Here is a 25,581-nt window from a genome sequence, read left to right as displayed (position 1 = left end):
GAGGCGGCGCGCGTGGTTAGCGTGGATCGCGTGAGCGATGAACGTGCCGACCCGACCGTCTCGACGACCTCCGATGCCGCGACACCCGATGCAGTGCCCCGAGCTGCGCGCGACGCAGCGCCCGAGTCCGGGCACAGCGAGGCGACCCGCGTTCCTTGGGCTGCGGTCGCGGTCTTCGCGGTCGTCTCGTGCGGGCTCGCCTGGGCCGTCGCCTCGCCGCTCTGGGTGCGCGGGCTCGGCATGACCGACCCGCTGCTGCCGGTGATCGCCGCCGCCATGATGCTCACCCCGGCGATCGCCACGGTCGCGGCGCTGCTCGTGGAACGGCGGCAGCGCGGGCGCCGCGGCGCACGAGGCATCCTGCGCGACCTCGGCATGTGGCCGCTCCGCCCGCTCGGTCGCACCCTCGGCATGTCGGCGGTCGCGATCGTCATACTGCCGCTGCTCATCGCCGCCGGGCTGGCCGTGGTCGGCCTGCTCGACCTCGCGCGCTTCGACCTCGTGGGCTTCTCGGGCTTCGCCGAGCAGCTCGATGCGATGCTCCCTGCCGGCACGCCCGCCCCGCCGATCATGCTGCTCGTCACGATGCAGCTCGTGATGATCCCCATCGGGGCGATCATCAACGCGCCGTTGGCGTTCGGCGAGGAGATCGGATGGCGCGGCTGGCTGCTGCCCGCACTGCGGCCCCTCGGGGTGTGGCCGGCGCTGCTCCTCAGCGGTGCGTTCTGGGGCTTCTGGCACTCGCCGCTGATCCTGCTCGGCTACAACTTCGGGCTCACCGACGTCAGTGGCGTGCTGCTCATGATCCTCGCCTGCATGGTGCTCGGCGTGCTGCTCGGCTGGACCAGGCTCCACACCGGGTCGGTGTGGCCGGCGGTGTTCGGCCACGGGGCGTTCAACGCGGCGGCCGGTCTCGGAGCGCTCGTCGTCGCCGCCGACTCGCCGGTGCCGCCGGCGTGGCTGGCGGGACCCGCCGGACTCATCACGTGTGCCGTGATGGCCGCGGTCGTCGCGGTGCTCGTCGCGGCAGGGCAGTTCCGTCGCGACCGGCTCGACGCCCGGCTCGGCTGACGCCGCGCGCGGGTGTCGCTCCGGCCACGCCCGCCTCGACTTCGCCCGGTCCCGCTACACCGAGCGCCCGTCGAACCAGCGCAGCACTCGCAGGGCGCGCAACGTGTTCCACCGGCTCGGCTCGCTCTCGGGCGCGTCCACGGCGAAGAAGACCTGGCCGTTCCATGGGGTCCCGGCGAGCCAGCGGCCGTCGTCGCCCCGCTGCGCGACCACGAGTTCGACGGCGTCGGCGACGCGCGGGTCGGGCCGGTCATGGGCCGAGCGGAAGTAGTCGAGCGCGCGCAGCACGTCGTAGGTCCAGTACGGCGGGAACTTGAGGTTCGCGTAGCGGGGGAGCACGATCTCGCCGGTCGACCGCCGTCGGAACAGGCCGCGTTCGAGCAGGTACTCCTCACCGAGACGACGGGATGCCGCGATCTCGGGCGGTGCGCCCGGCACCGAGCGCTCGTAGGCGGCGAGCCCCTCGATCACGCACAGGGTCGAGTCGAACGAGGAGCGCTGCGACTCCTCGACGGGCTCGCAGTTCCAGCCGCCGTCGGGGAGCTGCTCCGCCAGCAGTCGCTCGATGATGCGGTCGCTGCCGGCACCGAGTTCACCGAAGTACGCGGCGAGCGCGAGCACCCCGCCGTTCACGCACTCCTCGACCTCTCCGTGGAAGAACGGCAGGTCTCCCCACTCCCGCCAGACGACGCCGTCGCGGACCCGGGCGATCGCGGAACGGGTCTCCGGGGCATCCGGGTCGATGCCGAGGCGACGCAGCAGGTGCAGGGTCCACATGACGCTGCGGCGATCGCCGTCGATGCCGTACTCCTGGCCTCCCCAGTAGCCGTCCTCGGCCTGCAGGGCCAGCAGGCTCGCGCCCCAGCCCCCGGTCGCGATGCGGGCGCGCTCGCCGGCGGTGTCGCCCGGCGGCGCGTCGAGCAGGTCGCGCATGACCTGCCAGCGGATCGCCGGATCGGAGTCGAGCAGCCATTCGGTGACATCCATTCGCCCATGTTCGCGGACTTCGGGCGCGGTCGCCAGTGGCGGCGTGTCTCCGCTCGCAGCGCGGCGACTCAGGCGTCGAGCGGCACGTAGTCGAGCTCGAGGAAGTCCTCGACCTCGGGCACCCAGCGGTCGCGCACGAACGCGACGTGCACGGGGTGCACGTTGTAGGCGTCGTAGGCGGCCTGGTCGGCGAACTCCATCGAGAAGCCGTACGAGAACCCGTTCTTCGAGCTCACCTGACGGAGTTGTTCGAAGCGCTCGACCCCGGGGATCGCGGCGAGCGACTCGGCTTCGGAGAGGAACGAGCGTTCGTCGGCGGAGCCGGAGTCGTGGCGCAGGCGGAAGGCGACGGTGTGACGGATCATGACCTCACTGTAGGGCCGTGCAGAGGTCGGTGACGGCCGAATACCGACGGAGTGTTGACGGAAAAAATACCCCTCCCTAGCGTTGGGCAGCACGTGCCAGAAGCCTCGACGAGGAGTGTTCCATGCCAACCAGATTCCGTCTCGCCGCTGCCGTGACGGTGGCCGCCGTCGCGTTCGCGGCGGTGCCGGTCGCCGCCTCGGCCACCGAGCCGACATCGGCCGCCACCCCGACGACCGGCTCCACCGCGCTCGCCGCGATGCCGGCGAACCTCGCCCTCGAGGCTGTCGCAACGGCGTCGTCGACCGAGCTCGACGAAGCGCGATTCGCGCCCACGCAGGTCAACGACGGCGACATCTCGACGCGATGGTCCTCGAAGTACGTCGACGCGAGCTGGCTGCAACTCGAACTCGCCGAGCCAGCCGACGTCGCAACCGTCGTGATCGACTGGCCGAACGCGTGTGCGCGCTCGTATCGCATCCAGACCTCGGTCGACGGCGTGTCATGGACGACCGAGGCCGAGCGCAGCGCGCAGGCCACCTGCCCGCGCATCGACGAGATCAGCATCGACGTCGACGAGCCCGTCGGCTTCGTGCGCATGCAGGGCGTGACGCGCTGGTCGACGTGGGGGTACTCGATCTCGGAGTTCCGCGTCTACGACCAGCCGCTGCCCGAGCCCCAGCCGCAACTGCCCCTCGTGCCGGCGCCCGTCTCGCTCGAGCGCGCCGAGGGTGCGTTCGTGCTCGCCGACGACATCGGGATCGAGGCATCCGGTGACGCTCTCGACGCGGCCGAGTACCTCGCCGAACTGATGCGGCCGAGTACCGGACTCGCGCTGCCGATCGCGGCACCAGGCGAAGCCGGCGAGCGTGCGATCGAGATCTCGGTCGCTCCCGGCAACGCGCCGGCCGGGCACGAGGCCGAGGGCTACACCCTCGACGTGACCGCAGCCGGCATCGAGCTCGCCGCCGACACCCCGGCCGGGGCGCTGAACGGGGTGCAGACGCTGCGTCAGTTGCTGCCGGCATGGGTCGAGTCCGATCGGGTCACCGACATCGAGTGGTCGGTGCCGTTCGTGGCGATCAGCGACTACCCGCGCTTCGAGCACCGGGGTCTCATGGTCGACACGGCGCGCAGCTTCTACACCGTCGACGAGGTCAAGCGACTGATCGACAGCGCGGCACCGCTCAAGCTCAACCGCCTGCACCTGCACCTGACCGACGACCAGGGCTGGCGCATCGCGATGGACGTCCCGGCGGAGAACCCCTCGGGCATCGACTACGACGCCCTCACCACGATCAGCGGCGCGACCGCGATGACGTACAGCCCGACGGGCACCCTCATGGGCACCGAGCTCGGACACACCGGCTTTTACACGAAGGACGACTACCGCGAGATCGTCGAGTACGCGGGCGAGAACGGCATGACCGTGATCCCCGAGATCGACCTGCCCGGCCACACGAACGCCGCCCTGCACGCGATTCCCCAACTGAACTCGGCGGGCTCGAACCCGAAGCCGCTGCCCGGTGAGACCACCGCCCCGCACCAGGGCACCGGCCAGGTCGGCATCTCGACGCTCGATGCGGACAACGAGCACACGTACACCTTCATCACCGAGGTGCTGCGCCAGGTCGCCGAGCTCACGCCGGGCGAGTACCTGCACATCGGCGGCGACGAGGCGCACACCACCTCGCACGAGGACTACGTCGAGATGGTCGACTTCGCGACCGCGACGGTCGCCGACCTCGGCAAGACCGTCGTGGGCTGGAACGAGTACGCGAGCACGAACCTGCCGCAGGATGCCGCGGTCGTGCAGCTCTGGACCGGCAATGGGGCGTCCACGCGCGACGCGGTGGACACCCGCGGTGCGAAGGTGATCCTGTCGCCCGCGAACAAGACGTACATGCCGCAGAAGCAGGACTCCCGCCAGCCGCTCGGCGGCACGTGGGCGTGCGGCGGGCCGTGCACGCTCGAGAACGCGTACAACTGGAACCCGGCGACCCAGATCCCGGGCGTCGCCGAGGAGTCGATCCTCGGCGTCGAGGCGGCGTTCTGGGGCGAGTTCATCCGCGGCGTCGACCAGGCGCAGTTCTACACCTTCCCCCGCCTCCTGGCGACGGCCGAGGCGGGCTGGACCCCGCAGGACGGCAAGGTGCTCGCGGAGTTCATCGACCGGGTCGGACAGCTGGGCCCGCGCATGACCGCACAGGGCGTCAACTTCTTCCCGACCCCGACGGTCGACTGGCGGGTCGATGCCGCCCCCACCGTCGCGGGCGGCGGGGAGGCGGCCGTCGGGTCGACGGTCGACATCGGATGGCACGTGATCGCGCCCGATACGGCGGCAGCGGATGTCGCAGCCGAACTCGTGTGGGACGACGGGCAGCGCCAGCCGGTCGCACTGGCCGGCACGGCCGTGACCGACATCGCCGCGATGACGATGAACTCGGCCTACGCGGGTACCTCGAGTCGCGGCTTCGAGACGGCGGGAGTGCACGTCGGCCGGCTCGAGGTGACCGTCGGAGGCGGCGAGCCGGTCCTGGCGGGCGAGGTCTCGGTGACCGTGGTCGATGCCGGCCTCGACCTCGACACCGTCGTGACCAGCAGGTGCGTCGCGTCGAAGGCCGTGCTCTCGGTCAGGGCGACGAACGGCGAAGAGGTGTCGCTCGCGGTGACGTTCACGTCGCCGTACGGTACGAAGGCCTTCGAGACCGTGGCGGCCGGCAAGAACGCGTTCCACGCCTTCTCGACCCGCTTGCCCGAATCGCCGGCCGGCGAGGTGTCGATCGAGGCGACCGCCGTGATCGACGGCGTTCCCGTCTCCACCACCTCGCAGTTGCCGTACGAGGCGCGGTCGTGCGGGTGACGGCGTGATCCGCTGAGCGGGCGATCGGTTCTGCCGGTCGACCCCTGAACGAAGGGCACTTGGTCGTCGACCAAGTGCCCTTCGTCGTCGGCTTCGTTCGGCCCATCGCGTGAGACGCCTTCATCCGCGCTCCGGCGGATTTCGAACCGAATTATGTCGGTGTGTTGACGGAAAAAATCGGCCCTCGTAGCGTCTCCGTTGTGACCTTGCCCAGCGGAGTGCACGCACTCGTCAGACGGACCCATGAAGACCGGGTCCTCCAGGTGCTGCGCGAGCACGGCGCGATGACGCGCGGCGAGCTCGCCACGCGCATCGGCCTCTCGCGCACGACCCTCTCGGAGATCACGTCGCAGCTCCTCGAGCGCGGCGTGATCTCGGTCTCGGCCGACGAGACGCGGCGCCTCGGCCGCGGCCGGCCCGCCGAGAAGCTCACGCTCGACCCTGCGGCCGGCCAATACCTCGGCGTCGACTTCGGCCGACGGCGGGTGCGGATCGTCGTCGCGAACGCCGCGCACGACCTGATCGCCTCCGACGCCGTCGGCTACGACGCATCCGCCTCATGGGCCGATCGCATCGCCGCCGCCTTCGATCTCGTCGACCGCATGGGCGCCGAGCGCGGGCTGCACTTCGAGGGCGTCCTCGGCGTCGGCATCGGATTCCCCGGACCGTTCTCGCCGCGAGTGCCGCACGAGCCGTCGGAGCCCGTCGCCGAGGCGCGCCGTGCCGGCGCGGTGTTCATGCGCACGGCGTTCGCGGATCGCTTCGACGCGCCGGTGCTCCTCGACAACAACACGCGTCTCGCCGGCCTCGCCGAGGCGACCTGGGACACCGCGGCCGGGGCGGATCACCTGCTCTACCTGCGACTCTCCGACGGCATCGGCGGCGGTCTCGTCGTCGGCGGCCGGCTCGTCACGGGCGCATCGGGGCTGGCCGGCGAGTTCGGCCACATCAGCCTCGGCGGCACCGGCGAGCTCTGCCGCTGCGGCAAGCGCGGCTGCCTCGAGACCGTCGCCTCCATCGGCGCGATCCTGCGGCGCTGCACCGAGGCGGGTGCGCCCGTCGCCTCACTCGCCGAACTCGGGGATGCCGCGGGCAAGGGCGATCCCCTCGTCGTCGGAGTACTGCGCGACGCCGGTGAGGCGGTGGGCCGCGTGCTCGGTTCGCTCGCGGTCGCCCTGAACCCGTCGGAGATCGTCATCGGCGGCGAGGTGGCGCACGTGTCCGACGTGATCCTCGAGCAGGCTGCGGCGACGACCGCCTACGAGCTGCTGCCCGTCGGCGAGTACTCGCCGACGATCCGCACCGCCGCGCTCGGCGACGAGGGCGGCGCGATCGGCGCGATCATCGCCATCTTCCAGAATTCCCCCCTGCTGGCCGGCTACCGGTCGGCGTGAACGTCGCGCCCGCGACCACCCCATTGCGAAGGAGCAACAGCTGATGTCCCCCCTGAACCGAGGAGGTCGCGCATGGTCGCTGTGACCGACGCCACCGTGCGGCAGACCGCCGCGCAGCGCTCGACGCCCCAGAAGGGGAGGTCGCCGCGTCGCCGAATGCTCGTCCTGAACCTCGTGAGTGTCGCCATCGGCATCCTGCTGTGGTGGGCGCTGTCCGCCTCCGGGCTGCGGCTGCCGTCTCCCGCAGAGGTCGCGGTGCGCGGCTGGGAGCTGCTCGTCGACGGCACCCTGCTCTCCGACACCGCCGCGAGCCTCACCCGCGTGCTCATCGGCTTCGCGCTCGGCACCCTCGTCGCGATCCCCGTCGGCTTCCTCATGGGCTGGTACGCCTGGGCGCGCGGCCTCATCGAGCCGTGGGTGCAGTTCTTCCGCACCATCCCGCCGCTCGCGATGATCCCGCTCGCGCTGGTGCTGCTCGGCATCGGCGAGGAGCCGAAGATCTTCGTCATCTTCCTCGCGGCCTTCTTCGCCTGCGTGATCTCGACCTTCCAGGGCGTGGTGAACATGGATCGCACGCTGATCAACGCCGCACGGGTGCTCGGCACGAAGGACGCCGGCATCTTCCTCAGGGTCGTCGTACCGGCATCCGTGCCCTTCATCCTCGTCGGCATGCGCGTGGGACTCGGAGCGGCCTGGGCGACGCTCGTCGCCGCCGAGCTCATCGCCGCCCAGGCGGGCCTCGGCTACCGGATGCAGAACGCGCAGCTCTACTACGACCTGCCGACGATCTTCGTCGGCCTCATCACGATCGGCATCCTCGGCCTCCTGATGGACCGGGTGCTGCTCTTCGCCGAACACAAGCTCACGGGATGGCAGGAACGCCGATGACCGCAACCACGCAGCTCGCCGACGCCCGCATCTCGGTGCGTCACGTGCGCAAGACGTTCGACCTGAAGGGCGAGGAGTTCGTCGCACTCGGCGACGTGTCGCTCGATGTCGCCGACAACGAGTTCGTCACCGTCGTGGGGCCGTCGGGATGCGGCAAGTCCACGCTCATGAACATCCTCGCGGGCCTCGACATGCCGAGCTCGGGGGAGGCGCTGGTCGACGGCGACGCCGTCACCGGCCCCGGTCCCGAGCGCGGCGTGATCTTCCAGCAGTACGCGCTGTTCCCGTGGCTCACGGTGCGCAAGAACGTCGAGTTCGGGCTCAAGACCGCCGGGCTCAGCGCGAAGGACCGCCGCGAGAAGGCCGAGCACTTCATCGACATGGTCGGGCTCGGCCAGTTCGCCGACGCGCTGCCCAAGATGCTGTCGGGCGGCATGAAGCAGCGGTGCGCGATCGCCCGCGCCTATGCGGTGAACCCGAGCATCCTGCTGATGGACGAGCCGTTCGGTGCGCTCGACGCCCTCACGAGGGTGAAGCTGCAGGAGCAGCTGCTCGACACCTGGAGCCGCGACAAGCGCACCGTCGTCTTCATCACGCACGACGTCGACGAGGCCGTGTATCTCGCCAACCGCGTCGTCGTGATGGCCGCCCGCCCCGGACGGATCTTCGAGATCGTCGACGTCGACCTGCCGTACCCGCGCACGGAGGAGATGCGACTGAGCCCCGAGTTCGCGGCGCTCCGCAACCGCGTCTGGAACGCGGTGTACCACCAGAACCCGTAACGCCCCACCCGCACGGCCCCCGACCGCTGTCGACCGACAGCACGACACCAAGGAAGATCCATGACCCACTCACTCCGCAAGCGCGGCATCCTCGCCGCCGCTGCTGCCGTCGTCGCGTTCGCGCTCGCCGGCTGCGCGACCAGCGCCTCAGGCGGCTCCGCCGACGCTCCCGAAGCACTCGAGCATGTGCGCTTCGGCTACATCGCCGACTTCAACGGCGCGAGCCTGCTCGCGATCGCCGACGACCAGGGCCTCTGGGAGAAGCACGGCATCGAGGTCGAGACGCCCGTCTTCACGAACGGCCCGCTCCAGATCCAGGCGCTCGGCACCAACGACCTCGACTTCGGCTACATCGGCCCGGGCGCGATGTGGCTCCCGGCATCCGGGCAGGCGAAGGTCGCGGCGATCAACAGCCTCGGCAACGCCGACCGCGTCATCGCGCAGGCTGGGATCACCTCGATCGAGGACCTGAAGGGCAAGAAGGTCGCGGTGCCCGAGGGCACGTCCGGCGACATGATCCTCACCATGGCGCTGCGCTCGGCCGGCATGACCATCGACGACGTCGAGAAGGTCGCCATGGACCCCGCGACCATCGTCGCCGCGTTCTCGTCGAAGCAGGTCGACGCCGCCGGCATCTGGTATCCGCTCATCGACACGATCCAGGAGCAGGTGCCCGATCTCGAGATCCTCGCCGAGAACGAGGACTTCATCGACGACGTCGCGTTCCCGAGCGCGTTCGTCGCGAGCCCCTCGTTCGTCGAGGAGAACCCCGAGGCGACGACGAAGGTGCTCGCCGTGCTCCGCGAGGCGATGGACTACCGGGTCGAGAACCTCGACGAGGTGATCGGGCTCACGTCGAAGATGCTGAAGATCGATGCCGCGGCACTCGAGGTCGAGGCCGAGAACGCGAAGTACATGACCGCGGCCGAGGTCGACGCCCTGACCGAGGACGGCACGGTGGTGACCTGGCTGACCGCCCTGAACGACTACTTCACGACCGCGGGCAAGCTCACCGAACCGACCGATCCCACCGAGTACTACCTCGGCGAGCAGTTCGTGGAGGCCGGCGAGTAGGGAGACCTGCAGCCGGGATCCGCGCCCGTCGCGCGGCGGAGCCCCAGCTCCGCCGCGCGACGGCCCACGAGCAGCGGATGCCCGGCCGACCCTGCACGCACGAGACGAATGAGATCCATGAGTTCCACCGAACGCCGCCCGAACATCCTGCTGATCCTGACCGACGACCACGCAGCGCATGCCATCGGCGCATACGGCTCCGTCGTCAACCGCACGCCGCGGATCGACGAGATCGCCGAGGCCGGCGTGCGCGTCGACAACTGCTTCTGCACGAACGCGCTCTGCACGCCGAGCCGGGCGTCGATCCTCACCGGCACCTACAGCCACGTCAACGGAGTCACGACCCTCGAGACGCCGATCGACGCGAGCCAGCCGACGTTCGTCTCGCAACTGCGGGAGTCGGGCTACCGCACCGGGATCGTCGGCAAGTGGCACATGGGCGAGGGCCCGGGGCACGACCCGCAGGGGTTCGACCACTGGGCGGTGCTGCGCGACCAGGGGGAGTACTTCGACCCGCAGATCCTCACCGAAGACGGCGTGCGGATCGTCGAGGGCTACGCCACGGATGTCATCACCGATCTCTCGCTGGAGTGGCTCGAATCGCTCGAGGGCGACGAGCCGTGGTGCCTGCTCATCCACCACAAGGCGCCGCACCGGCCGTGGGAGCCCGACGAGAAGCACACGGGCATGTACTCGGAGCCGATCCCGGTGCCCTCGACGTTCGGCGACGACTACCGCACGCGCTCGTCGGCCGCGCATCGCGCCGCCATGCGCATCGCCGACCACCTCACGCTCACCGACCTGAAGGAGGCCCCGCCCGAAGGACTCGACTACGAGCAGGCCGCGCTCTGGAAGTACCAGCGGTACATGGAGGACTACCTCGCCTGCGTGGCATCCGTCGACGACAACGTCGGCCGCGTCATCGACTGGCTCCGCGATCGTGGCCAGTTCGACGACACCCTCACGATGTACACCTCCGACCAGGGGTTCTTCCTCGGCGACCACGGATGGTTCGACAAGCGCTTCATGTACGACGAATCCCTCCGGATGCCGCTGCTGATCAGCTGCCCGTCGCGGATCCGGCATCGCGATGAGCCGCTCGAGCAGATCATCACGAACGTCGACTTCGCGCAGACGATCCTCGACGGCGTCGGACTCGAGCCGCACCCGCGCATGCAAGGCACGAGCTTCTGGCCGCAACTGACCGTCGAGCCCGAGCGCCCGACCCGACCCGCGATGTACTACCGGTACTTCGAGAACGACGACGTCAACCACCACGCCTTCGCCCACTACGGCGTGCGCACCGACCGGTACAAGCTCATCTACTTCTACAACGACGGTCTCGGCCTGCCCGGCGCCTCATCCCACCGCTATCCGCCGGAGTGGGAGCTCTACGACCTCGCGGCGGATCCCGAAGAGCTGAACAACGTGTACTTCGACCCGGGATACGCGGAGCTCCGCGAGGAGCTGAAGGTCACGCTCTGGCAGCTGCAGGCCGAGCTGCTCGACTCGCCGCATCCGTCGCAGCCTCGACCGGCGGGGCTCGCCTCCCCGGAACCGGCGATGCCCCGGCCCGAGCGGCTCGTCGCCGGCTGATCGGTCAGGTCTTGACCACCTCGACCGCGAGCCATTCGGCGAGGCTCGCGATCTCGTCGTCGACGGCGCGGCGGATGTCGCGGCTGAACGGCACGTCCTCATGCACCGCGTGCACCGTGAGCGTGCCCGCCTTGCGGTCGGCCTTCGCGTCGAGCTTGCCGACGAGCCGGTCGCCGTGGAGGATCGGCAGGGCGAAGTAGCCCCAGCGGCGTGCCGCGGCCGGCTTGTACATCTCGAGCACGTACTCGAAGTCGAAGAGCTGCTGCGCGCGCACGCGGTCGTAGGTCAGCCGGTCGAACGGCGAGAGCAGGGCGGTGCGACCGGTGAACGGCCGGCCGAGTGCAGCGGGGTCGACCCGCCAGACGCCGGGCACGCCCTCGACGATCGCCGGCTCGCCGGCGAGGCCGACGTCGACGGGTTCGAGCGGCATCTTCGTCGACTTCTCGCGAGCGATGCCGAGCGCCGTCAGGCGGCGCTCGTTGCGTCGTCGCAGTGCTTCGTCGGCCGGGATCACGGGGGCTGCGAGCAGCTCGGCGGGATAGACCCGGTCGGCCGGCGTCCAGAGCCGCTCACGCCCGCGCCTGGCCGCGATCGCGACCTCACCGCGCAGCGCGAGGAGCTCGAGCATCCTGCCGACGTTCTCATTGTGGGTCCATCCGCTCGACTGCCATGCCACCGCACTCGTGTCGGGGATGTCCCGGGAGAGCAGCGGTTCGGGGGAGTCGGCGAGCCGGCTCAGGATGTCGCGGCGGAACGACTCGTTCTGCTCGAGCCAGTTGCGCGACCGTTGCCACACCGGCCAGGCGGCCATGTCGGCACGGAGCAGCTCGAGGTCTTCGATCGGGCGGATGAGCGCGTCGACCTCGAAGAGCGTGCGCTCCTGTTCGAGGGCGCGCACGAGGTCGCCCGGCCGGTAGGCGCCGCCGAGGCGGCTCCACGCCACGAGGTCGGCATTCGGGGCGATCGCCGCGGTCGGGTCGACCTGCAGCAGGGTCAGCTGCCGTACGACGTCGAACAGCCCGGTCGGTCGAGGAGCGTCGAGCAACTGCGCGCGAATCGCGATGCGTCGCGCCTCGGCGCGATCGAGGCGATGCGGTTCCATGCGGGCGTTCTCCAGGCGGATGCCGACCGGCATCAGCCCAACGGGCGGTTGCTGCGGATGACCCCGCCCGGGTCGACACGCCGCTTGACGGCGGCGAGGCGGTCGAGCACGTCTCGGTCGAAGGCGTCGGCGAGCGTCGCCCCGGAGCTGAGGAACGTCGGCAGGGGGTTGCCGCCCGGATGCCTCGCGACGAGTTCGCGGAGCGGTGCGAACGCGGCGCCGACGTCGATCGTCGGGTCGAAGAGCAGCACTCCCGAACTCATGAGGCCGTCGGCCTGCGTCGCGCCGACGGCCGCTCGGTCGGCGCCGAGCTCGTCGGAGATCGCTCCGCCGAGGATGCGGATGCTGCACCGCATGAGCCCGCGGTCGGCTCCGCGCAGGAACGCGTCGATGAACTCGCGTGCGAACGGGGCGTTGAGGTCGGTGAGCGCGGCGCCGAACTCGGCCGACGGCATGGGATCGACCGGTTCGGCCGCGACGGCGGCGAGCCCGCCGATCGTGAAGGTCGTGAGGGCGTCGGCGATCGGCTCGGCGACCGAGGTGATGCGATCGGCGAACGCTCGCCCGGTGGCCTCGTCGCCGACGTGCACGAGGTTCACCGTCGCGACGGTGCGGCCGCGCAGGTGCGGCGGCAGCTGCGGTGCGTCGGGGAAGCGCATCATGCCGACGTCGATGCCGAGCTCGGGCTCATCGCGAGCGAGCTCGAGCGCCGCGGTGATGACGCGCTCGGCCGCCTCGGACGGGAACGTCAGGCCGCCCCCGAACATCGCGTCGCCAGGGTACAGCGCGAGTTCGACCTCGGTGACGATGCCGAAGAGGCCGCCGCCGCCGCGTAGCGCCCAGATCAGTTCGGCGTCGTCGGCGTCGCTCACGCGATGCACGACGCCAGCCGCGTCGACGAGTTCGACGGAGATGATCGAGCGGGCCGTGATGCCGTACCGGCGGCTGAACATCGAGTGGCCGCCCGCGATCGCGAGCGCGACGACGTTGACCTCGGGGTTCGAGCCCGCGAGCGCGACGAGACCGGTGCCGTCGAGGTGCTCGAGCGCCCGGCCCCAGTTCACGCCGGCGCCGGCGCGCAGCACCCTCGCCTGCGTGTCGACGACCACCGAGTCGAATCGGGTGGGCCGGATGAGCACGGTGCCGCGCAGGTCGCCGTTCGCACCGTGGCCGTTGGGCTGCACGGTCACGCCGAGCCCGGCCGCGGTCGCGGCGCGGAGGATCGCCTGCACGTCGGCGATGTCGGCGGGCTCGGCGATCGCGGCGGGCCGTTGGTCGACGCTCAGGTTCCACGGCTTGCGGGCGGCGTCGTACTCGGCGTCGTCTGGGAGCAGGAGCGTGCCGGTCAGTTCGGCGCGCAGGGAGAGGAGCTCGGATGCGGAGGTCATCGCATTCCTTTCGTCGGGGTCAACCTAGCGGAGACCGCCGACGGCGTCACGCCCAGTCGGGCCCCGGTCCGAGCAGCGCACGCCAGACCCAGCCGGCGCCGACCTCAACCGACGGGCGCGGATCGCGCATGAGCCACGCCTCCACGACGCCGAGTGCGGAGCCGGTGATGCCGGCGGCGATGATGTCGACCGGCAGCCCGTCGTAGGCCTCGGCGGCCGCGGAGACGAAACCGGCGCGCACGATCGCGTCGATGCGGGCGCGGAGCCGGGTGAGCACGGCGGCCGACCCCGTCGGCCCGAAGACGGAGCGGTAGAGCTCGGCGTGCTCGTCGACGTGCTGCAGGAAGACGACGAGCGCCTGCGGCGGACCGCTCGGCGGTTCGTAGTGATCCGGCAGCATCCTGGCTGCCGCCTCCGCGGCCGCATCGAGGGCGTCGGCGAGCAGCGTCTCCTTGTCGGAGTAGTGCTGGTAGAAGCTGCTGCGATTGACGCCCGCGCGCACGGTGATCTCGGCGACGGTGATCTCATCGAGCGGCCGTTCGCGGGCGAGCTCGAGGAGGGCGTCCTGCAGGCGTCGCCGCGTTCGCTCCACCCTGACGTCCATAGGGGGATTCTGCCAGTTCCGGATGTCCCGAAGCGGCAAGATCTCCGACAGATGTCGGTTATTCTCGAGAGGGCTCGATGAAGCGCCGACTTCCGACACTTCATGAAGGGCGCCTCGGCTCAATGGCTGAACTCCTGTACCGCATCGGTCGATTCTCCGTACGACGAGCATGGCTCGTCCTCATCGGATGGCTCGGCGTGCTCGCCCTCGCCGGCGGCGCCTTCCTCGCCTTCGGCGGCACGCTCACGCAGAGCATGTCGATCCCGGGCACCGAGACCGAGCGCGTCACCGAGCAGCTCGACGCCCGCCTCGGTGGGCTCGGCGGCGCCACCGGCACCGTCGTCTTCCAGACCGACGACGGCGAGGCGCTGAGCGAGGCGCAGCAGGAGGAGATCTCGGCGCTCCTCGCCGACATCGCTGAGATCGACGGCGTCTCGAGCGTCGTGGATCCCTTCGTCGCGGCATCCGACCGCTCCGACCAGGCCGCCCAGCTCGCCGACGGCGCCGCGCAGATCGAGGCGGGCCGTGCCGAACTCGAGGCGGGCCAAGCGCAGCTCGATGCCGCTCGCACCCAGCTCGAGGCCGGCCAGGCGCAGCTCGACGCCGCGGTCGAGCAGGCGAAGGCCGCCGGCGTCTACGACCAGGCCGCCGCCCAGTTCGACGCGCAGCAGGCTCAGCTCGACGCGGGCACCGCAGAGCTCGACGCCCAGCAGGCGCAGCTCGACGACGGCCGAGCCGAACTCGACGAGTCGGCCGCCGAACTCGACGACGGCGAGCGTCTCATGGACGCCGCCGCCGAGATCCGCACGGTGTCGGAGGACGAGACCACCGCCATCGGCGCCGTCATGTTCGAGGACGACCTCTTCTCGCTGTCGAGCGAGCTGAAGGCCGAGGTCGCCGGCGAGCTCGACGGCGCCGACATCGAGGGCGTGAACGTCGACTACTCCTCGGAGATCGCCGCATCGATCGACGGGCTCATCGGCATCGGCGAGATCGTCGGCGTGCTCATCGCCGCCCTCGTGCTCATCATCGTGTTCCGCGCGCTCCTGCCGGCCACCCTGCCGATCATCTCCTCGTTCATCGGCGTCGGCATCGGCGTCGCCGGTTCGCTCGCCTTCTCGGGTGTCGTCGACATGTCGTCGGTCACCCCCGTGCTGGGCGTCATGCTCGGCCTCGCCGTGGGCATCGACTACGCCCTCTTCATCATCAACCGGCACCGGCGCCAGGTGCTCGCCGGCATGGAGCTGCACGAGTCCATCCAGCTCGCGAACGGCACCGCGGGCAACGCCGTCGTCTTCGCCGGCTCCACCGTGCTGGTCGCGCTCCTCGCCCTGAACGTCACGGGCATCCCGTTCCTCGGCATCATGGGCACCGTCGGCGCCGTCTGCGTGCTCGTCGCCGTGCTCATCGCCGTCACGCTCACGCCGGCTCTGCTCGGCCTGATCGGCACGCGCGTGCTCTCGAAGCGCGCCCGTGCCGAGATCGGCCACGAGGTGCACGCGGCGCCGAAGCTCGTGGCGATGCCGACGTGGCGGGCCATCGTCACGGCGGTCGTGTCGATCGTGGTGCTCCTCGTCATCGCCCTCCCGGCGCTCTCGATGCGGCTCGGCCTGCCCGACGGGGCATCCGAATCGCCGGATGCCACGACGTACCAGGCGTACACCGCCGTCTCCGATGCCTTCGGCGCCGGTCAGAACGGCCCGCTGCTGGTGACCGCGACGCTGCCCGACGCGGTCGCGGAGGACGAGGTCGTGGCGACGCAGGCCGATCTCGCCGAGTGGCTCATGGGCGTCGATGACGTCGTCGCCGTGGCTCCGGTGGGCGTCTCCGACGAGCGCGACTTCTTCGCCTTCCAGGTGGTGCCGAGCGACGGGCCGTCGAGCGAGACGACGGAGGCCCTCGTGCACGAGCTGCGCGGCCAGTCGCCGATCGGCGGCGACGCGGCATCCGCTGCGGGACTCGACGGCGTCGAGCTCGGCGTCGCAGGCGGGGCGAGCGGCAACATCGACATCTCGGCGAAGCTCGCCGGAGTGCTCCCGCTCTACCTCGCGGTCGTCGTGGGACTCTCGCTCGTCATCCTGATCCTCGTGTTCCGCTCGATCCTCGTACCGCTCATCGCGACCGCCGGCTTCGTGCTCTCGCTGTTCGCGGCGTTCGGCGCGACGGTGGCGATCTTCCAGTGGGGCTGGTTCGGCGAGGTCTTCGGGGTGCACAACCCCGGGCCCGTGCTGAACTTCGCGCCCATCATCGTCATGGGCGTGCTCTTCGGCCTGGCGATGGACTACCAGCTGTTCCTCGTCTCGGGCATGCGCGAGGCCTATGTGCACGGCACTCCGGCGCGGCTCGCGGTGGTTGCGGGGCTCCGCGGCGGCCGCGCCGTGGTCACGGCTGCGGCGATCATCATGGCGGCCGTCTTCGGCGGCTTCGTGTTCTCGCACCTGACGATGGTGCGGCCGCTCGGCTTCGGCCTCGCGATCGGCGTGCTGTTCGACGCGTTCATCGTGCGCATGCTGCTGACGCCCGCGATCATGCACCTGCTCGGGCCGGCCGCGTGGTGGCTGCCGAAGTGGCTCGACCGGCTGCTGCCCGATGTCGACGTCGAGGGCGCCGCGCTCGAGCGGAGCCACCCGGTGCACGGCGCGCCGGCGGCCGGCGAGTCGGCGACGGATGCCTCGAACGGCGACGTGGAGGCCGGCGGCGCGGCCGAGCTCAGCGCAGATCGAGGCGCATGAGCACTCGCGGGAAACCGCCGACCACCGACTCCGTGTCGGCCGCCTTCGTGAATCCGGCCCGCTCGAACAACGCGCGCGTGCCGACGTAGGCCATGGTCAGGTCGACCTTCTCGCCGCGATTGTCGACGGGGTAGCCCTCGATCGCGGGTGCGCCGTGCGACCGGGCGAACTCGACCGCGCCCGCGAGCAGGTGGTGGCTGATGCCGCTCTTGCGATGCCCGGGCCGCACGCGGATGCACCACACCGACCACACGTCGAGGTCGTCGACGTGGGGGATCTTGCGGTTCTTCGCGAAGCTCGTGTCGGCACGCGGATGCACGGCCGCCCAGCCGACGGACTCGTCGCCGTCGTAGGCGAGCACGCCGGGCGGCGGGTCGAGCGTGCAGAGCTCGCGCACCCGATCGGCCCGCTCGGGCCCGCGGAGCTCGACGTTCTCTTTCGACGAGAGCAGTCGGTAGCTCAGGCAGAAGCACACGTTCGACGTGGGGTTCTTCGGCCCGACGACCGCCGCCACGTCGTCGAACTCGGTCGCGGGGCGTACCTCGATGGCCATGACGTCAGACTGCCACCGCCCGCCGACATCCGGAGCCGGCGACGCCCGTCACCCGCGAACCGCCGACGCGCACTGCGCCGTCAGCGCAGTTCGAGCACGCTCCAGACGATCTCGCCCTTCTCATCGGCGGTCAAGTGGTCGCGGCGGAAGCCGAGCTTGTCGAGCACGCGGAACGACGGCGTGTTCCACGCGCGCACGGTCGACCAGAGTCGCGACCTGCCCGTCTCGCGCGCCGCAGCGACCACGGCGGTCGCCGCCTCGGTGGCGTAGCCGTTGCCGTGCGCGCCCTGCAGCAACTCGTACGCGAGTTCGGGCTCGTCGAGGGTCGAGCGCCCGATGACGAGCCCGCAGTAGCCGAGGAAGTCGCCCTCGTCATGGCGCCGGAGCGTCAGGAGGTGGATGCCGCGGGCCGGGGCGCTGTCGCGTGCACCACGGATCTCCTCCGTCGCCTCCTCGAAGGTCGGCATCGCGTCGCCGCGTTCGCCGACGAGGAAGCGGTAGCCTGCGGCATCCGATTCCTCCCAGAGCCGGAGGGCCAGTCGTTCGGTGCGCAGCTCGAAGGGCATCGGTTCGTAGGGCATCGATTCACTCTCGCATCGGTTCATGGACGTGGCAAGACGGCGGCCCGTGAGGTCGGCACCGGGGCCTGCACGGCGTCGACGCGGCGCTCGTGCCTTGACGCACAGGTGCGAGGGGCATATATTCACCCACATGGGTGAATATCAACTCGACTCCGTGCTCAGCGCCGTCGCCGATCCGACGCGTCGTGCGATCCTCGACCGGCTCCGGGTCTCCGACGCGCGCGTCACCGAACTCGCGCGCGAGTTCCCGATCTCGCTGAACTCGACGAGCAAGCACATCAAGGTGCTCGAGCGCGCCCAGCTCGTGCAGCGGCACGTTCGCGGTCGCGACCACGTGCTCTCGCTCCGAGCCGAGGCGCTCGGCGACGCGGTCGCGTGGATGACGCAGTACCGCGAGTTCTGGGAGCAGCGCCTCGCCGCGCTCGAGGCCTTCGTGCTCGCGGGCGAGGCCGGCGACGGCCGAGCGGATGCCGCGGCGCCGCCGAGCTCGCCCGACGACGCCCCGAGCGGAGCAGCACGATGACCGCGACCGTGACGGTGAGTCGGCGCATCGCGGCATCCGCCGAACGGCTCTTCGACGCCTGGCTCGACCCCGAGAGCCTCGCCGTCTGGATGCGCCGCGACGGCAGCGCGCCGTCGAGCGTGGTCGCCGACCGCCGGGTCGGTGGCGCCTTCGCGATCACGATGAACGACCCGAGCGGCTCCTTCGTGCACGCCGGCGCCTACACCGTGATCGACCGGCCGCACACGCTCGAGTTCACGTGGCGCTCGATCGCCACGCACCAGGTCGACTCGCTCGTGCGCGTCACCTTCACGCCCGACGGCGACGCCACGGTGGTCGAGGTGCGCCACGAGCGCCTGCCCGACGCCGAGGCCGTGCGCCGGCACACCGAGGGCTGGACCGAGATCATCGACCGGTTCGCCCGAACACTCGCAGGGAACGGAGATTCATGATGCTGCTCGAAGACAAGGTGGCCGTGATCCACGGCGGCGGCGGGTCCATCGGCGCCGCGACGGCGCGGGTGTTCGCGCGCGAAGGAGCGAGGCTGTTCCTCGCCGGGCGGAGCCTGCCACGGCTCGAAGCCGCGGCGGCCGAGGCGCGCGAGCTCGGGGCATCCGTCGACATCGCGGTCGTCGACGCGATGGACCAGGCGGCGGTCGACCGGCACGTCGACGAGGTGACGGATGCCGCGGGGCGCATCGACATCGCCCTGAACGCCGTCGGCTTCGACCACGTGCAGGGACTGCCGATCGCGGACACCTCCCTCGCCGACTACCTGCACCCCGTCACCGGGTACCTGCAGACGAACTTCGTGACGGCCAAGGCCGTCTCCCGGCCCATGCTCGCGCAGGGCGGCGGCGTGATCCTCACGATCTCGACGCCCGGCGCGCGGCTCTCGGGCACTGGCCTCATCGGAAATGCCGCGCAGAGCGCGGGGCTCGAGGGCTTCTCTCGGGCGCTCGCCGGCGAGCTCGGCCCCGGCGGCGTTCGGGTCGTCTGCGTGCGACCGCACGCGATGGCCGATGCATACGACACCTCGTACACGGGGGAGATGTTCGGCCGCATCGCGGCGGCGGGCGGCATCGGTCGCGACGAGTGGCTCGCGGGCCTCGCCGGCACGACCCTGCTCGGCCGGCTGCCGTCGCTCGCCGAGGTCGCGGAGTACCTCGCGTTCGCGGCATCCGATCGCGCGCGCTCGATGACCGGCGTGATCTCGAACCTCACGGCCGGGGCGCTCGTCGACTGAGTCTGGTCCGCGTCAGCCCTTCGGGGCGGTGTCGGCACTGTGGGCCGCGACGAGACCCGGAACACCGGCGTCGGCACGGCCGCGGATGAAGATGAGCGCGATGAGGGCGAAGACCGCCATCAAGAGCGTCGCGGGGGTCACGAAGGCGAGGAGCGGGTTCTGGGCGCCGGCGGCGGCGACGTCGATACCGCCGGTGGCGAGGAACGTCGTCGGGTCGGTGATCGCGTGCAGGAGGATCGGCCAGATCAGGTTGCCCGTGACGCGCAAGGTCAGGTACATCATGATGCCGAACACGAAGGTGTAGCCCATGGTCACCAGCACCGTGACGATCGGCTGGCCGGAGAGCACGTTGCTCGAGTGCAGCATTGCGAAGATCAGCGACGAGAGCACGGCGACGACCCACTCGTTGTACCCGTGCTTGCGCAGCAGCGTCACGGCGAGACCGCGGGTGAGCAGCTCTTCGGAGACGCCGACGAAGATGCCGACGAGGAAGGTGACGGCGATGACACCGCCGGTGTACTGGCTGTAGTCGGTGCCGAAGAGCCGGAGCAGCACCGGGATGAGCACGAGCACCGGCGCGATCCACATCCACCAACTGCCACGCACGGGCTGCTTGGTGAAGAGGGGCTTCGGGATCCAGCCGAGCGACCATGCGAAGGCGAGCAGGATGATCGAGCCGACGATCACCGGCATGCCGACCGCGAGGAAGACGCTCAGTGCGTCGCCGAACAGGTTCTCGAAGTCGATCGCATCACGGCCGAGCGTGTCGACGACCCATCCGGTGCCGAGGTAGAGGGCCAGGTACACGGCGGCGAGGCCGAACGCCTTCCACCAGCCGCCGCGGTTCCAGAACGACTGCCAGCGGGATTCGGAAACGTGGTCGGTCATGGTGCCTCATCTCAAGGGGGGCGAGGCGCGGAGTCTGCGCGCTCGTCAACGGTATCGCCGAGCCGTGCTCGGGAAACGCAGCGACGCCGTGTCGACACTGCGCGTCGCACTAACCGATGGCGATGACGAGGCTCAAAACGGCGAGCACGGCGACGATCGGCGTCATCGTGTACCGCTCGGCGGTACTGCGCGAGATTGCGTTCATCGGGATGCCGAGCACGAAGTACGCGAACACGACCCACATGCCGACGGTCGAGACCACGTCGGAGACGACGTCGACGGCGCCTGCTCGATCGAGCGCGAGCACCGCGATGACCGCGTAGATCACGATCGAGACCGCGCTGCCGATGCGCAGCCGTGTCGGGAGCACGCGGTGCTGCCCGCCCCACGCGAACCTGCCGAGTGGGGCGCCGAGGGCGAGTGCGAGTTGGAAGACGGCGAGGGCGGCGAGGATCGCGCAGAGCGCGACGGCGGCGAGCATGCCGTGAGCCTACCGGGCGAGGTGACGGCCAAGGGCCCGGTGCGAGTGCACCGGGCCCCTGTGCTCGCGGTCGGCCGATGGGCGGCCGACGTCGCGTCGTTCCTCGTTCTACTCGAAGAGGGAGAGGGTGAGGTTGGCGGTGTAGTCGCCGGCGGCGACGGTTGCGGGGGTGCGGAGGAAGAGGTTGGCGGTGGCGGTCCATTGGCCTTCGGTGGCGATGTCGCCGGAGTTCCAAGCGGCGGCGAGCAGTTCCTGGTCGACGAGGCCGACGGCGTTGGCGCCGGAGTCGAGGACGGTGTCGACCTGGTCGCCTTCGGAGACCTGTCCGGATTCGNGCGGCGGCGAGCAGTTCCTGGTCGACGAGGCCGACGGCGTTGGCGCCGGAGTCGAGGACGGTGTCGACCTGGTCGCCTTCGGAGACCTGTCCGGATTCGCCGCCGTCGACGAGGTCGGGGGTCCAGCCCAGGTGTCCGGCGCTGATCGGGGCCTGTCCGGCGTTGCCGGTGAAGTCGGTGGAGCTGCCGAGCACGTACCAGGCGGCGTCGGCGGGGATGTCCTCGGCGGCGCGGGTGTCGGTGACGGTGACGGTGGGCAGTGCACCGGTGAACTGGCGCACGGTGGCGGTGGAGCCGTCTTCGACGAGGTCGGTGGTGGTGCCGGCCACGGTCATGGCGAGGACGCCGGGCTGGGCGATCTCGGTGATCGCGACGTTCACGGCGACGTCGTGGTCGCCGTTGGTGCCTTCYTCGGCCATCGCGATGCCGGCGACGCCGACCAGCAGTGCGGTGCCGATCGTGACCGCGGTGCATCGTGCGGCGAATGCTGTCTTGCTCATGGGGATTCTCCTTGCATNCGCGATGCCGGCGACGCCGACCAGCAGTGCGGTGCCGATCGTGACCGCGGTGCATCGTGCGGCGAATGCTGTCTTGCTCATGGGGATTCTCCTTGCATTGGTACGGGTGTCGTGCATTCGGAACTGGTGTCGAACAGGGTGAAGAGGCGGGATCAGTTGGCGGGCGCCGCCGCGTAGGCCGTCTCGGTGGAGGCCGTCACGGGCGCACCGTCGATCGTCGCGGTCGCCGTGACGGTGACCGCGCCCGCGGGCACGCTCGTCTTGCGCGTCGAGAACGCGTGGGTCGCGTTCTTGCCGGGGGCGATCGACGCGAACGACTTGGTGCCGTACGCCGACTCGAAGGTCAGCGCCACCGGCACCGCCTCGTTGTTCGTCGCCTTCACCGAGAGCACCACCTTGCCGCCGATGATGCGCGGCTCGACCGTCACGGCCACTGCAAGCGTCGGGTTGGGGGTGACGCCGACGGGGATGACGGTCTGCTCCGCGCCGTTCACGACGACCGTGACGGCGCTCGCGTTCGTCGTCTTGTCGGCGGTCACGGTGAAGGCCGTGACCTGGCCGTTCGCCCAGGTGCAGTCGACCGCGTAGCCGCCACGAGCGCGAAGGCCCGTGAACGAACCGGCGGCGGCCCACTCGGCGGGCAGGGCCGGAACGAGTCGGATCTTGCCGTCGTGGCTCTGCAGCAGCATCTCGGTGATCGCCGCCGGGATGCCGAAGTTGCCATCCATCTGGAAGACGCCCGACGCGGTGCAGAACAGGTTCGTCAGCGTGTTGTAGCTGAGCAGGCCCCGCACCATCTCGCGAGCGCGGAACGCATCGCCGAGGCGGGCGAACAGCGCGGCGCGCCACGGCCACGCCCACGACTGGCGGCTGTCGCCCGAGACGGTGGCGGCCGTGAACGGCACCCCCGCCTTCTCGCCGCAACGGGCCTTCAGCGAGACGAGCGCCGCGGCCGCGAGCTCGGGCGTCTGCGTCGTGATCTGACGGCCCGGGAACACCGCGAACAGGTGCGAGGTGTGGCGGTGGATGCTGTTCGGGTCGTCGCGGTCGGTCTGCCACTCCTGCAGCTGGCCCCAGCTGCCGATCTTGTTCGGCGCGAGGCGCGACTGCAGGTCGGCGACGGTCGCCCGGTACTCCGTGTCGATGTCGAGGGCGTCGGCACTGTCGAGGTAGTTCTGGAACAGGTCCCAGATGATCTGCTGGTCGTACATGACGCCGTCTTCACGCGGGCCGTGCTCGGGCGACCAGCTGTTCGGCGACACGAGGGTGCCGTCGGGCAGTTCCTTGAGGCGGTGCTCCCAGAACTCGCAGATCTCCTTGAGGATCGGGTAGGCCACGTTCTGCAGGTAGTCGCGATCCTGCGTGTATGCGTAGTGCTCGTAGAGGTGCAGTGCGTACCAGGCGCTCGCGACGGTGTTCCACTCCCACGCGTTGCCGCCGAACACGCTCTGCGAGGTGCGCGCCGTCCAGCCGGGCGTGTTCTGGCCGAACGCGTTCTTCGTCGCGATGCGGCTCGGCACGGCCACCTGCTCGACGAAGCCGACCAGGGCCTCGTGCGACTCGGGCAGCGCGGTGCTCTCGGCCGCCCAGTAGTTCATCTGCACGTTGATGTTGGTGTGGTAGTCGGCGGCCCACGGGGGCTGGTTGCTGTTGTTCCAGAGACCCTGCAGGTTGGCGGGCAGACCGCCCGGACGCGAGGAGCTGACCAGCAGGTAGCGGCCGTAGTCGTACATCGCCTGCTCGAGCGTGGGGTCGTCGCCGCCGGCCTTGTAGCGGGCGAGGCGCACGCTGGTCGGCAGCGCCAGCACCGAGGCATCCGAATCGCCCCAGGTCACCGTCGCCCGTGACATGAGCGCGGCGACCTGCGCCGTGTGCTCGCTGCGCAGCTCGGCGTACGGGCGAGCGGATGCCGCGGCGATCGCCGCATCGACGGCGGGCCGCGGCTCGGACCCCCGCCAGCCGTCGGCGGCGCTCAGCTTGTAGTTCGTGCGGGCGTCGAGCACGAGGGTGAGCGTGGAGGCACCCGTGAACTTCAGCGAGGCGCCTTCTGCGGCCACCTCGCCGTCGGTGTCGGCGATCTGGATCGTGGCGGCGTGCTTGAGGCCGTTGCCCAGGGTGCCCTGGAAGCCGAGCCGTCTCGCGGTGCCATCGGCCGTGGTGGGAGCCGAGGCGTGCGCCGAGGTGACGTCGATCGTGCCGGTGAGGCCGGCCGCGGCATCCGTCGTGTAGCGCAGCACGACCACGTCGGAGGCGCGGCTCGCGAAGGACTCGCGCAGCACGCGGCCCGCGGGCGTCGAGAACTGCGTGACCTGTACGCCGACGGAGGTGTCGAGCGCGCGCCGGTAGTCGGCGATCACGCGTCGAGTGCGGCTGTCGAAGCCCGTGCCGACGAATGCGACGCCGGCGAGTTGCAGGGTGCCGGGCGCGGTGAACGTCAGGCGGTACAGCGAGTAAGTCGTCGTGTTCGCGAAGGCGAACTCCTTCGCCTCGCCGCGAGCGGCGAAGGTCTGGCCGGACTTCGTGTCGAGGGTGACCCAGGTGTTCGCGCCGTTCGACGCCTCGAGCGTCCAGTCACGGGGGTCGAGCTCGGGCTGGTCGGCCGCGCTCGTGAGCACGTACTTGGTGAGCGCCTGCTTCGTGGGGAGCTCGAGCTGCCAGCTCGCGCCCGAGCCGACGCCGTCGACCCGCCAGACGGTCGAGGGGTCGCCGTCGACGCTGCGCACGAGGTCGCTGCCCGCGTCGGCCGAGTGGCCGCTGGGGGAGGTCGCGTAGACCAGTCCGCCGCCGGCCATGTCGACGCCGACGAGGCTGATCTCGGCCACCTGGAAGTGGCTGACCCCGGCGATGGGCAGGATGTCGAAGCGGTAGAACCGGTAGGCCGTGGTGTTCGCGAACTCGAAGGTCTTCGTCTGCAACCGCTGCTCGAACGGCGGGATCGCGCGCGTGTCGAGGGTCGCCCAAGTGGTGCCGTCGTTGGAGCCGAGCAGGCTCCAGTTCTGCGGATCGCGAGCCGGCACGTCTGCGGCGCTCGTGAACTTGTAGGACGACACGACCGTCGGGGCCGGCAGCTGAGCCTGCCACAGCACGTGAGCGGGCGGCGCGATGATGCACCACTTGGAATTGGTGTCGCCGTCGTACGTCTGCGCGACCGTCTGGCTCGAGGTCGAGTCCTGGTACGGCCCGCCGGGTGCCGTGACCGTCGGCCGTCCACCGAACGAGACCTTCACGGTGCCGAAGTTCAGGTAGGAGCCGAAGCCGGTCATGCTCGTGTCGAAGGCGGTCTCGGACTGGCCCATGAGGGCGTTGTCGTAGTTGTTGACACCGCCCCAGAGGCTCTGCTCGTTGAACTGCACGACCTCTTCCTCGGGGTGGCTGTAGAGCATGGCGCCGAGGCGGCCGTTGCCGACGGGCAGGGCCTGCGACGCCCAATCGGTGCCCGGTACGCCGTACCAGAGCGACTTGGTGGAGATGTCGGGGAGCTCGAGTGCTCCGACGGTGGCGCGCCGGACTCCGGCGATCGCCGCGGCGGAAGCGGACTGCGCGGTCAGCAGGTTCGGGAGGAGCGGCGCCAGGGCAGCCACGCTGCCGAGCTGGAGCGCTCGTCGCCGCGGCATTTCACGGTTCAGAATCAAT

The 25,581-nt window shown here is 70.4% G+C and carries 21 protein-coding genes; 11 read left to right on the top strand and 10 right to left on the bottom strand.

Going from position 1 to position 25,581, the window contains the following annotated elements; all coding sequences use genetic code 11:
* Positions 1–30 precede the first annotated feature (30 nt).
* Positions 31–1,071, top strand: coding sequence for a CPBP family intramembrane glutamic endopeptidase (locus ASD23_RS01450; RefSeq protein WP_235507597.1), 1,041 nt, complete (start codon positions 31–33; stop codon positions 1,069–1,071).
* A gap of 54 nt (positions 1,072–1,125) precedes the next feature.
* Here the strand turns inward: ASD23_RS01450 and ASD23_RS01445 are convergent, their stop codons facing one another.
* The gene (locus ASD23_RS01445) at positions 1,126–2,058 is read right to left on the bottom strand and encodes a hypothetical protein (RefSeq protein ID WP_056005302.1); all 933 of its coding nucleotides are present in this window, start codon (positions 2,056–2,058) and stop codon (positions 1,126–1,128) included.
* 68 nt (positions 2,059–2,126) lie between these two features.
* Positions 2,127–2,423: a Dabb family protein gene (locus tag ASD23_RS01440; RefSeq protein ID WP_056005299.1), complete on the bottom strand. Its 297-nt coding sequence runs from the start codon at positions 2,421–2,423 to the stop codon at positions 2,127–2,129.
* A 122-nt stretch (positions 2,424–2,545) separates the two neighbouring features.
* Between ASD23_RS01440 and ASD23_RS01435 the strand changes: the two genes are divergently transcribed.
* The 6 genes from ASD23_RS01435 (at position 2,546) to ASD23_RS01410 (ending at position 11,018) form a co-directional block, all read left to right on the top strand.
* Positions 2,546–5,284, top strand: coding sequence for a family 20 glycosylhydrolase (locus ASD23_RS01435; RefSeq protein WP_056005296.1), 2,739 nt, complete (start codon positions 2,546–2,548; stop codon positions 5,282–5,284).
* Positions 5,285–5,484: 200 nt separating this feature from the next.
* The gene (locus tag ASD23_RS01430; RefSeq protein ID WP_199470602.1) at positions 5,485–6,678 is read left to right on the top strand and encodes an ROK family transcriptional regulator; all 1,194 of its coding nucleotides are present in this window, start codon (positions 5,485–5,487) and stop codon (positions 6,676–6,678) included.
* Positions 6,679–6,750: 72 nt separating this feature from the next.
* Complete coding sequence (locus ASD23_RS01425; protein ID WP_056005293.1) at positions 6,751–7,566, top strand: ABC transporter permease; 816 nt, start codon at positions 6,751–6,753, stop codon at positions 7,564–7,566.
* Positions 7,563–8,348: an ABC transporter ATP-binding protein gene (locus ASD23_RS01420; protein WP_056005290.1), complete on the top strand. Its 786-nt coding sequence runs from the start codon at positions 7,563–7,565 to the stop codon at positions 8,346–8,348. Before ASD23_RS01425 ends, ASD23_RS01420 begins: the two co-directional genes overlap by 4 nt.
* A 60-nt stretch (positions 8,349–8,408) precedes the next feature.
* Positions 8,409–9,422, top strand: coding sequence for an aliphatic sulfonate ABC transporter substrate-binding protein (locus ASD23_RS01415; RefSeq protein ID WP_056005287.1), 1,014 nt, complete (start codon positions 8,409–8,411; stop codon positions 9,420–9,422).
* 117 nt (positions 9,423–9,539) lie between these two features.
* Entirely contained in the window at positions 9,540–11,018 is a 1,479-nt protein-coding gene (locus ASD23_RS01410; RefSeq protein ID WP_056005285.1) for a sulfatase family protein, read from the top strand.
* Positions 11,019–11,022: 4 nt separating this feature from the next.
* Here ASD23_RS01410 and ASD23_RS01405 read toward each other — a convergent pair whose 3' ends face one another.
* From ASD23_RS01405 to ASD23_RS01395, 3 genes are read right to left on the bottom strand one after another with little or no spacing between them, the layout of a single operon-like run.
* Complete coding sequence (locus ASD23_RS01405) at positions 11,023–12,120, bottom strand: DNA glycosylase AlkZ-like family protein (protein WP_056005282.1); 1,098 nt, start codon at positions 12,118–12,120, stop codon at positions 11,023–11,025.
* Between the two features lie 32 nt (positions 12,121–12,152).
* Positions 12,153–13,508: an FAD-binding oxidoreductase gene (locus ASD23_RS01400; RefSeq protein WP_056005278.1), complete on the bottom strand. Its 1,356-nt coding sequence runs from the start codon at positions 13,506–13,508 to the stop codon at positions 12,153–12,155.
* 46 nt (positions 13,509–13,554) lie between these two features.
* A complete protein-coding gene (locus tag ASD23_RS01395) occupies positions 13,555–14,112 on the bottom strand; it encodes a TetR/AcrR family transcriptional regulator (RefSeq protein ID WP_056005275.1) in 558 nt (185 codons plus the stop codon).
* A gap of 122 nt (positions 14,113–14,234) precedes the next feature.
* On the opposite strand from ASD23_RS01395, the gene ASD23_RS01390 reads away from it, so the two are divergent.
* Entirely contained in the window at positions 14,235–16,844 is a 2,610-nt protein-coding gene (locus ASD23_RS01390; protein ID WP_082571085.1) for an MMPL family transporter, read from the top strand.
* Here the strand turns inward: ASD23_RS01390 and ASD23_RS01385 are convergent.
* Both ASD23_RS01385 and ASD23_RS01380 read right to left on the bottom strand, forming a co-directional pair.
* Positions 16,822–17,397 carry a GNAT family N-acetyltransferase gene (locus tag ASD23_RS01385; protein WP_056005272.1) on the bottom strand — a complete coding sequence of 192 codons (576 nt, stop codon included), beginning with the start codon at positions 17,395–17,397 and terminating at the stop codon, positions 16,822–16,824. The two genes, ASD23_RS01390 and ASD23_RS01385, sit on opposite strands and share 23 nt — an antisense overlap.
* 80 nt (positions 17,398–17,477) lie before the next feature.
* Positions 17,478–17,978 carry a GNAT family N-acetyltransferase gene (locus ASD23_RS01380; protein WP_056005270.1) on the bottom strand — a complete coding sequence of 167 codons (501 nt, stop codon included), beginning with the start codon at positions 17,976–17,978 and terminating at the stop codon, positions 17,478–17,480.
* 130 nt (positions 17,979–18,108) lie between these two features.
* On the opposite strand from ASD23_RS01380, the gene ASD23_RS01375 reads away from it, so the two are divergent.
* Genes ASD23_RS01375 through ASD23_RS01365 form a run of 3 tightly spaced genes read left to right on the top strand, consistent with a single transcriptional unit; the run spans position 18,109 to position 19,726 of the window.
* The gene (locus ASD23_RS01375; protein ID WP_056005267.1) at positions 18,109–18,501 is read left to right on the top strand and encodes an ArsR/SmtB family transcription factor; all 393 of its coding nucleotides are present in this window, start codon (positions 18,109–18,111) and stop codon (positions 18,499–18,501) included.
* Positions 18,498–18,932 carry an SRPBCC family protein gene (locus tag ASD23_RS01370; RefSeq protein ID WP_056005264.1) on the top strand — a complete coding sequence of 145 codons (435 nt, stop codon included), beginning with the start codon at positions 18,498–18,500 and terminating at the stop codon, positions 18,930–18,932. Before ASD23_RS01375 ends, ASD23_RS01370 begins: the two co-directional genes overlap by 4 nt.
* Positions 18,929–19,726 (top strand): SDR family NAD(P)-dependent oxidoreductase, encoded by a 798-nt coding sequence (locus ASD23_RS01365; RefSeq protein WP_199470601.1) that lies wholly within the window; start codon positions 18,929–18,931, stop codon positions 19,724–19,726. The genes ASD23_RS01370 and ASD23_RS01365 overlap by 4 nt, the downstream gene beginning before the upstream one ends.
* A 12-nt stretch (positions 19,727–19,738) precedes the next feature.
* Here ASD23_RS01365 and ASD23_RS01360 read toward each other — a convergent pair whose 3' ends face one another.
* The 3 genes from ASD23_RS01360 to ASD23_RS01345 form a co-directional block, all read right to left on the bottom strand.
* Entirely contained in the window at positions 19,739–20,614 is an 876-nt protein-coding gene (locus ASD23_RS01360; RefSeq protein WP_056005261.1) for a CPBP family intramembrane glutamic endopeptidase, read from the bottom strand.
* A gap of 109 nt (positions 20,615–20,723) precedes the next feature.
* Entirely contained in the window at positions 20,724–21,095 is a 372-nt protein-coding gene (locus ASD23_RS01355) for a hypothetical protein (protein ID WP_056005258.1), read from the bottom strand.
* A 1,005-nt stretch (positions 21,096–22,100) separates the two neighbouring features.
* A complete protein-coding gene (locus tag ASD23_RS01345; RefSeq protein ID WP_082571084.1) occupies positions 22,101–25,562 on the bottom strand; it encodes a glycosyl hydrolase family 95 catalytic domain-containing protein in 3,462 nt (1,153 codons plus the stop codon).
* Positions 25,563–25,581 lie beyond the last annotated feature (19 nt).

The sequence above is a fragment of the Agromyces sp. Root1464 genome (assembly GCF_001427265.1).
In the GTDB taxonomy this organism is placed as follows: Bacteria; Actinomycetota; Actinomycetes; order Actinomycetales; family Microbacteriaceae; genus Agromyces; species Agromyces fucosus.
This window is presented reverse-complemented; position numbering and strand designations above follow the sequence as displayed.

Bases quoted from the DNA above. Each gene is read 5' to 3' on its own strand.
- ASD23_RS01445 (WP_056005302.1), bottom strand. From the start codon at position 2,058: ATGGATGTCACCGAATGGCTGCTCGACTCCGATCCGGCGATCCGCTGG.
- ASD23_RS01440 (WP_056005299.1), bottom strand. From the start codon at position 2,423: ATGATCCGTCACACCGTCGCCTTCCGCCTGCGCCACGACTCCGGCTCC.
- ASD23_RS01435 (WP_056005296.1), top strand. From the start codon at position 2,546: ATGCCAACCAGATTCCGTCTCGCCGCTGCCGTGACGGTGGCCGCCGTC.
- ASD23_RS01425 (WP_056005293.1), top strand. From the start codon at position 6,751: ATGGTCGCTGTGACCGACGCCACCGTGCGGCAGACCGCCGCGCAGCGC.
- ASD23_RS01420 (WP_056005290.1), top strand. From the start codon at position 7,563: ATGACCGCAACCACGCAGCTCGCCGACGCCCGCATCTCGGTGCGTCAC.
- ASD23_RS01415 (WP_056005287.1), top strand. From the start codon at position 8,409: ATGACCCACTCACTCCGCAAGCGCGGCATCCTCGCCGCCGCTGCTGCC.
- ASD23_RS01410 (WP_056005285.1), top strand. From the start codon at position 9,540: ATGAGTTCCACCGAACGCCGCCCGAACATCCTGCTGATCCTGACCGAC.
- ASD23_RS01405 (WP_056005282.1), bottom strand. From the start codon at position 12,120: ATGGAACCGCATCGCCTCGATCGCGCCGAGGCGCGACGCATCGCGATT.
- ASD23_RS01400 (WP_056005278.1), bottom strand. From the start codon at position 13,508: ATGACCTCCGCATCCGAGCTCCTCTCCCTGCGCGCCGAACTGACCGGC.
- ASD23_RS01395 (WP_056005275.1), bottom strand. From the start codon at position 14,112: ATGGACGTCAGGGTGGAGCGAACGCGGCGACGCCTGCAGGACGCCCTC.
- ASD23_RS01390 (WP_082571085.1), top strand. From the start codon at position 14,235: ATGGCTGAACTCCTGTACCGCATCGGTCGATTCTCCGTACGACGAGCA.
- ASD23_RS01385 (WP_056005272.1), bottom strand. From the start codon at position 17,397: ATGGCCATCGAGGTACGCCCCGCGACCGAGTTCGACGACGTGGCGGCG.
- ASD23_RS01380 (WP_056005270.1), bottom strand. From the start codon at position 17,978: ATGCCCTACGAACCGATGCCCTTCGAGCTGCGCACCGAACGACTGGCC.
- ASD23_RS01375 (WP_056005267.1), top strand. From the start codon at position 18,109: ATGGGTGAATATCAACTCGACTCCGTGCTCAGCGCCGTCGCCGATCCG.
- ASD23_RS01370 (WP_056005264.1), top strand. From the start codon at position 18,498: ATGACCGCGACCGTGACGGTGAGTCGGCGCATCGCGGCATCCGCCGAA.
- ASD23_RS01365 (WP_199470601.1), top strand. From the start codon at position 18,929: ATGATGCTGCTCGAAGACAAGGTGGCCGTGATCCACGGCGGCGGCGGG.
- ASD23_RS01360 (WP_056005261.1), bottom strand. From the start codon at position 20,614: ATGACCGACCACGTTTCCGAATCCCGCTGGCAGTCGTTCTGGAACCGC.
- ASD23_RS01355 (WP_056005258.1), bottom strand. From the start codon at position 21,095: ATGCTCGCCGCCGTCGCGCTCTGCGCGATCCTCGCCGCCCTCGCCGTC.
- ASD23_RS01345 (WP_082571084.1), bottom strand. From the start codon at position 25,562: ATGCCGCGGCGACGAGCGCTCCAGCTCGGCAGCGTGGCTGCCCTGGCG.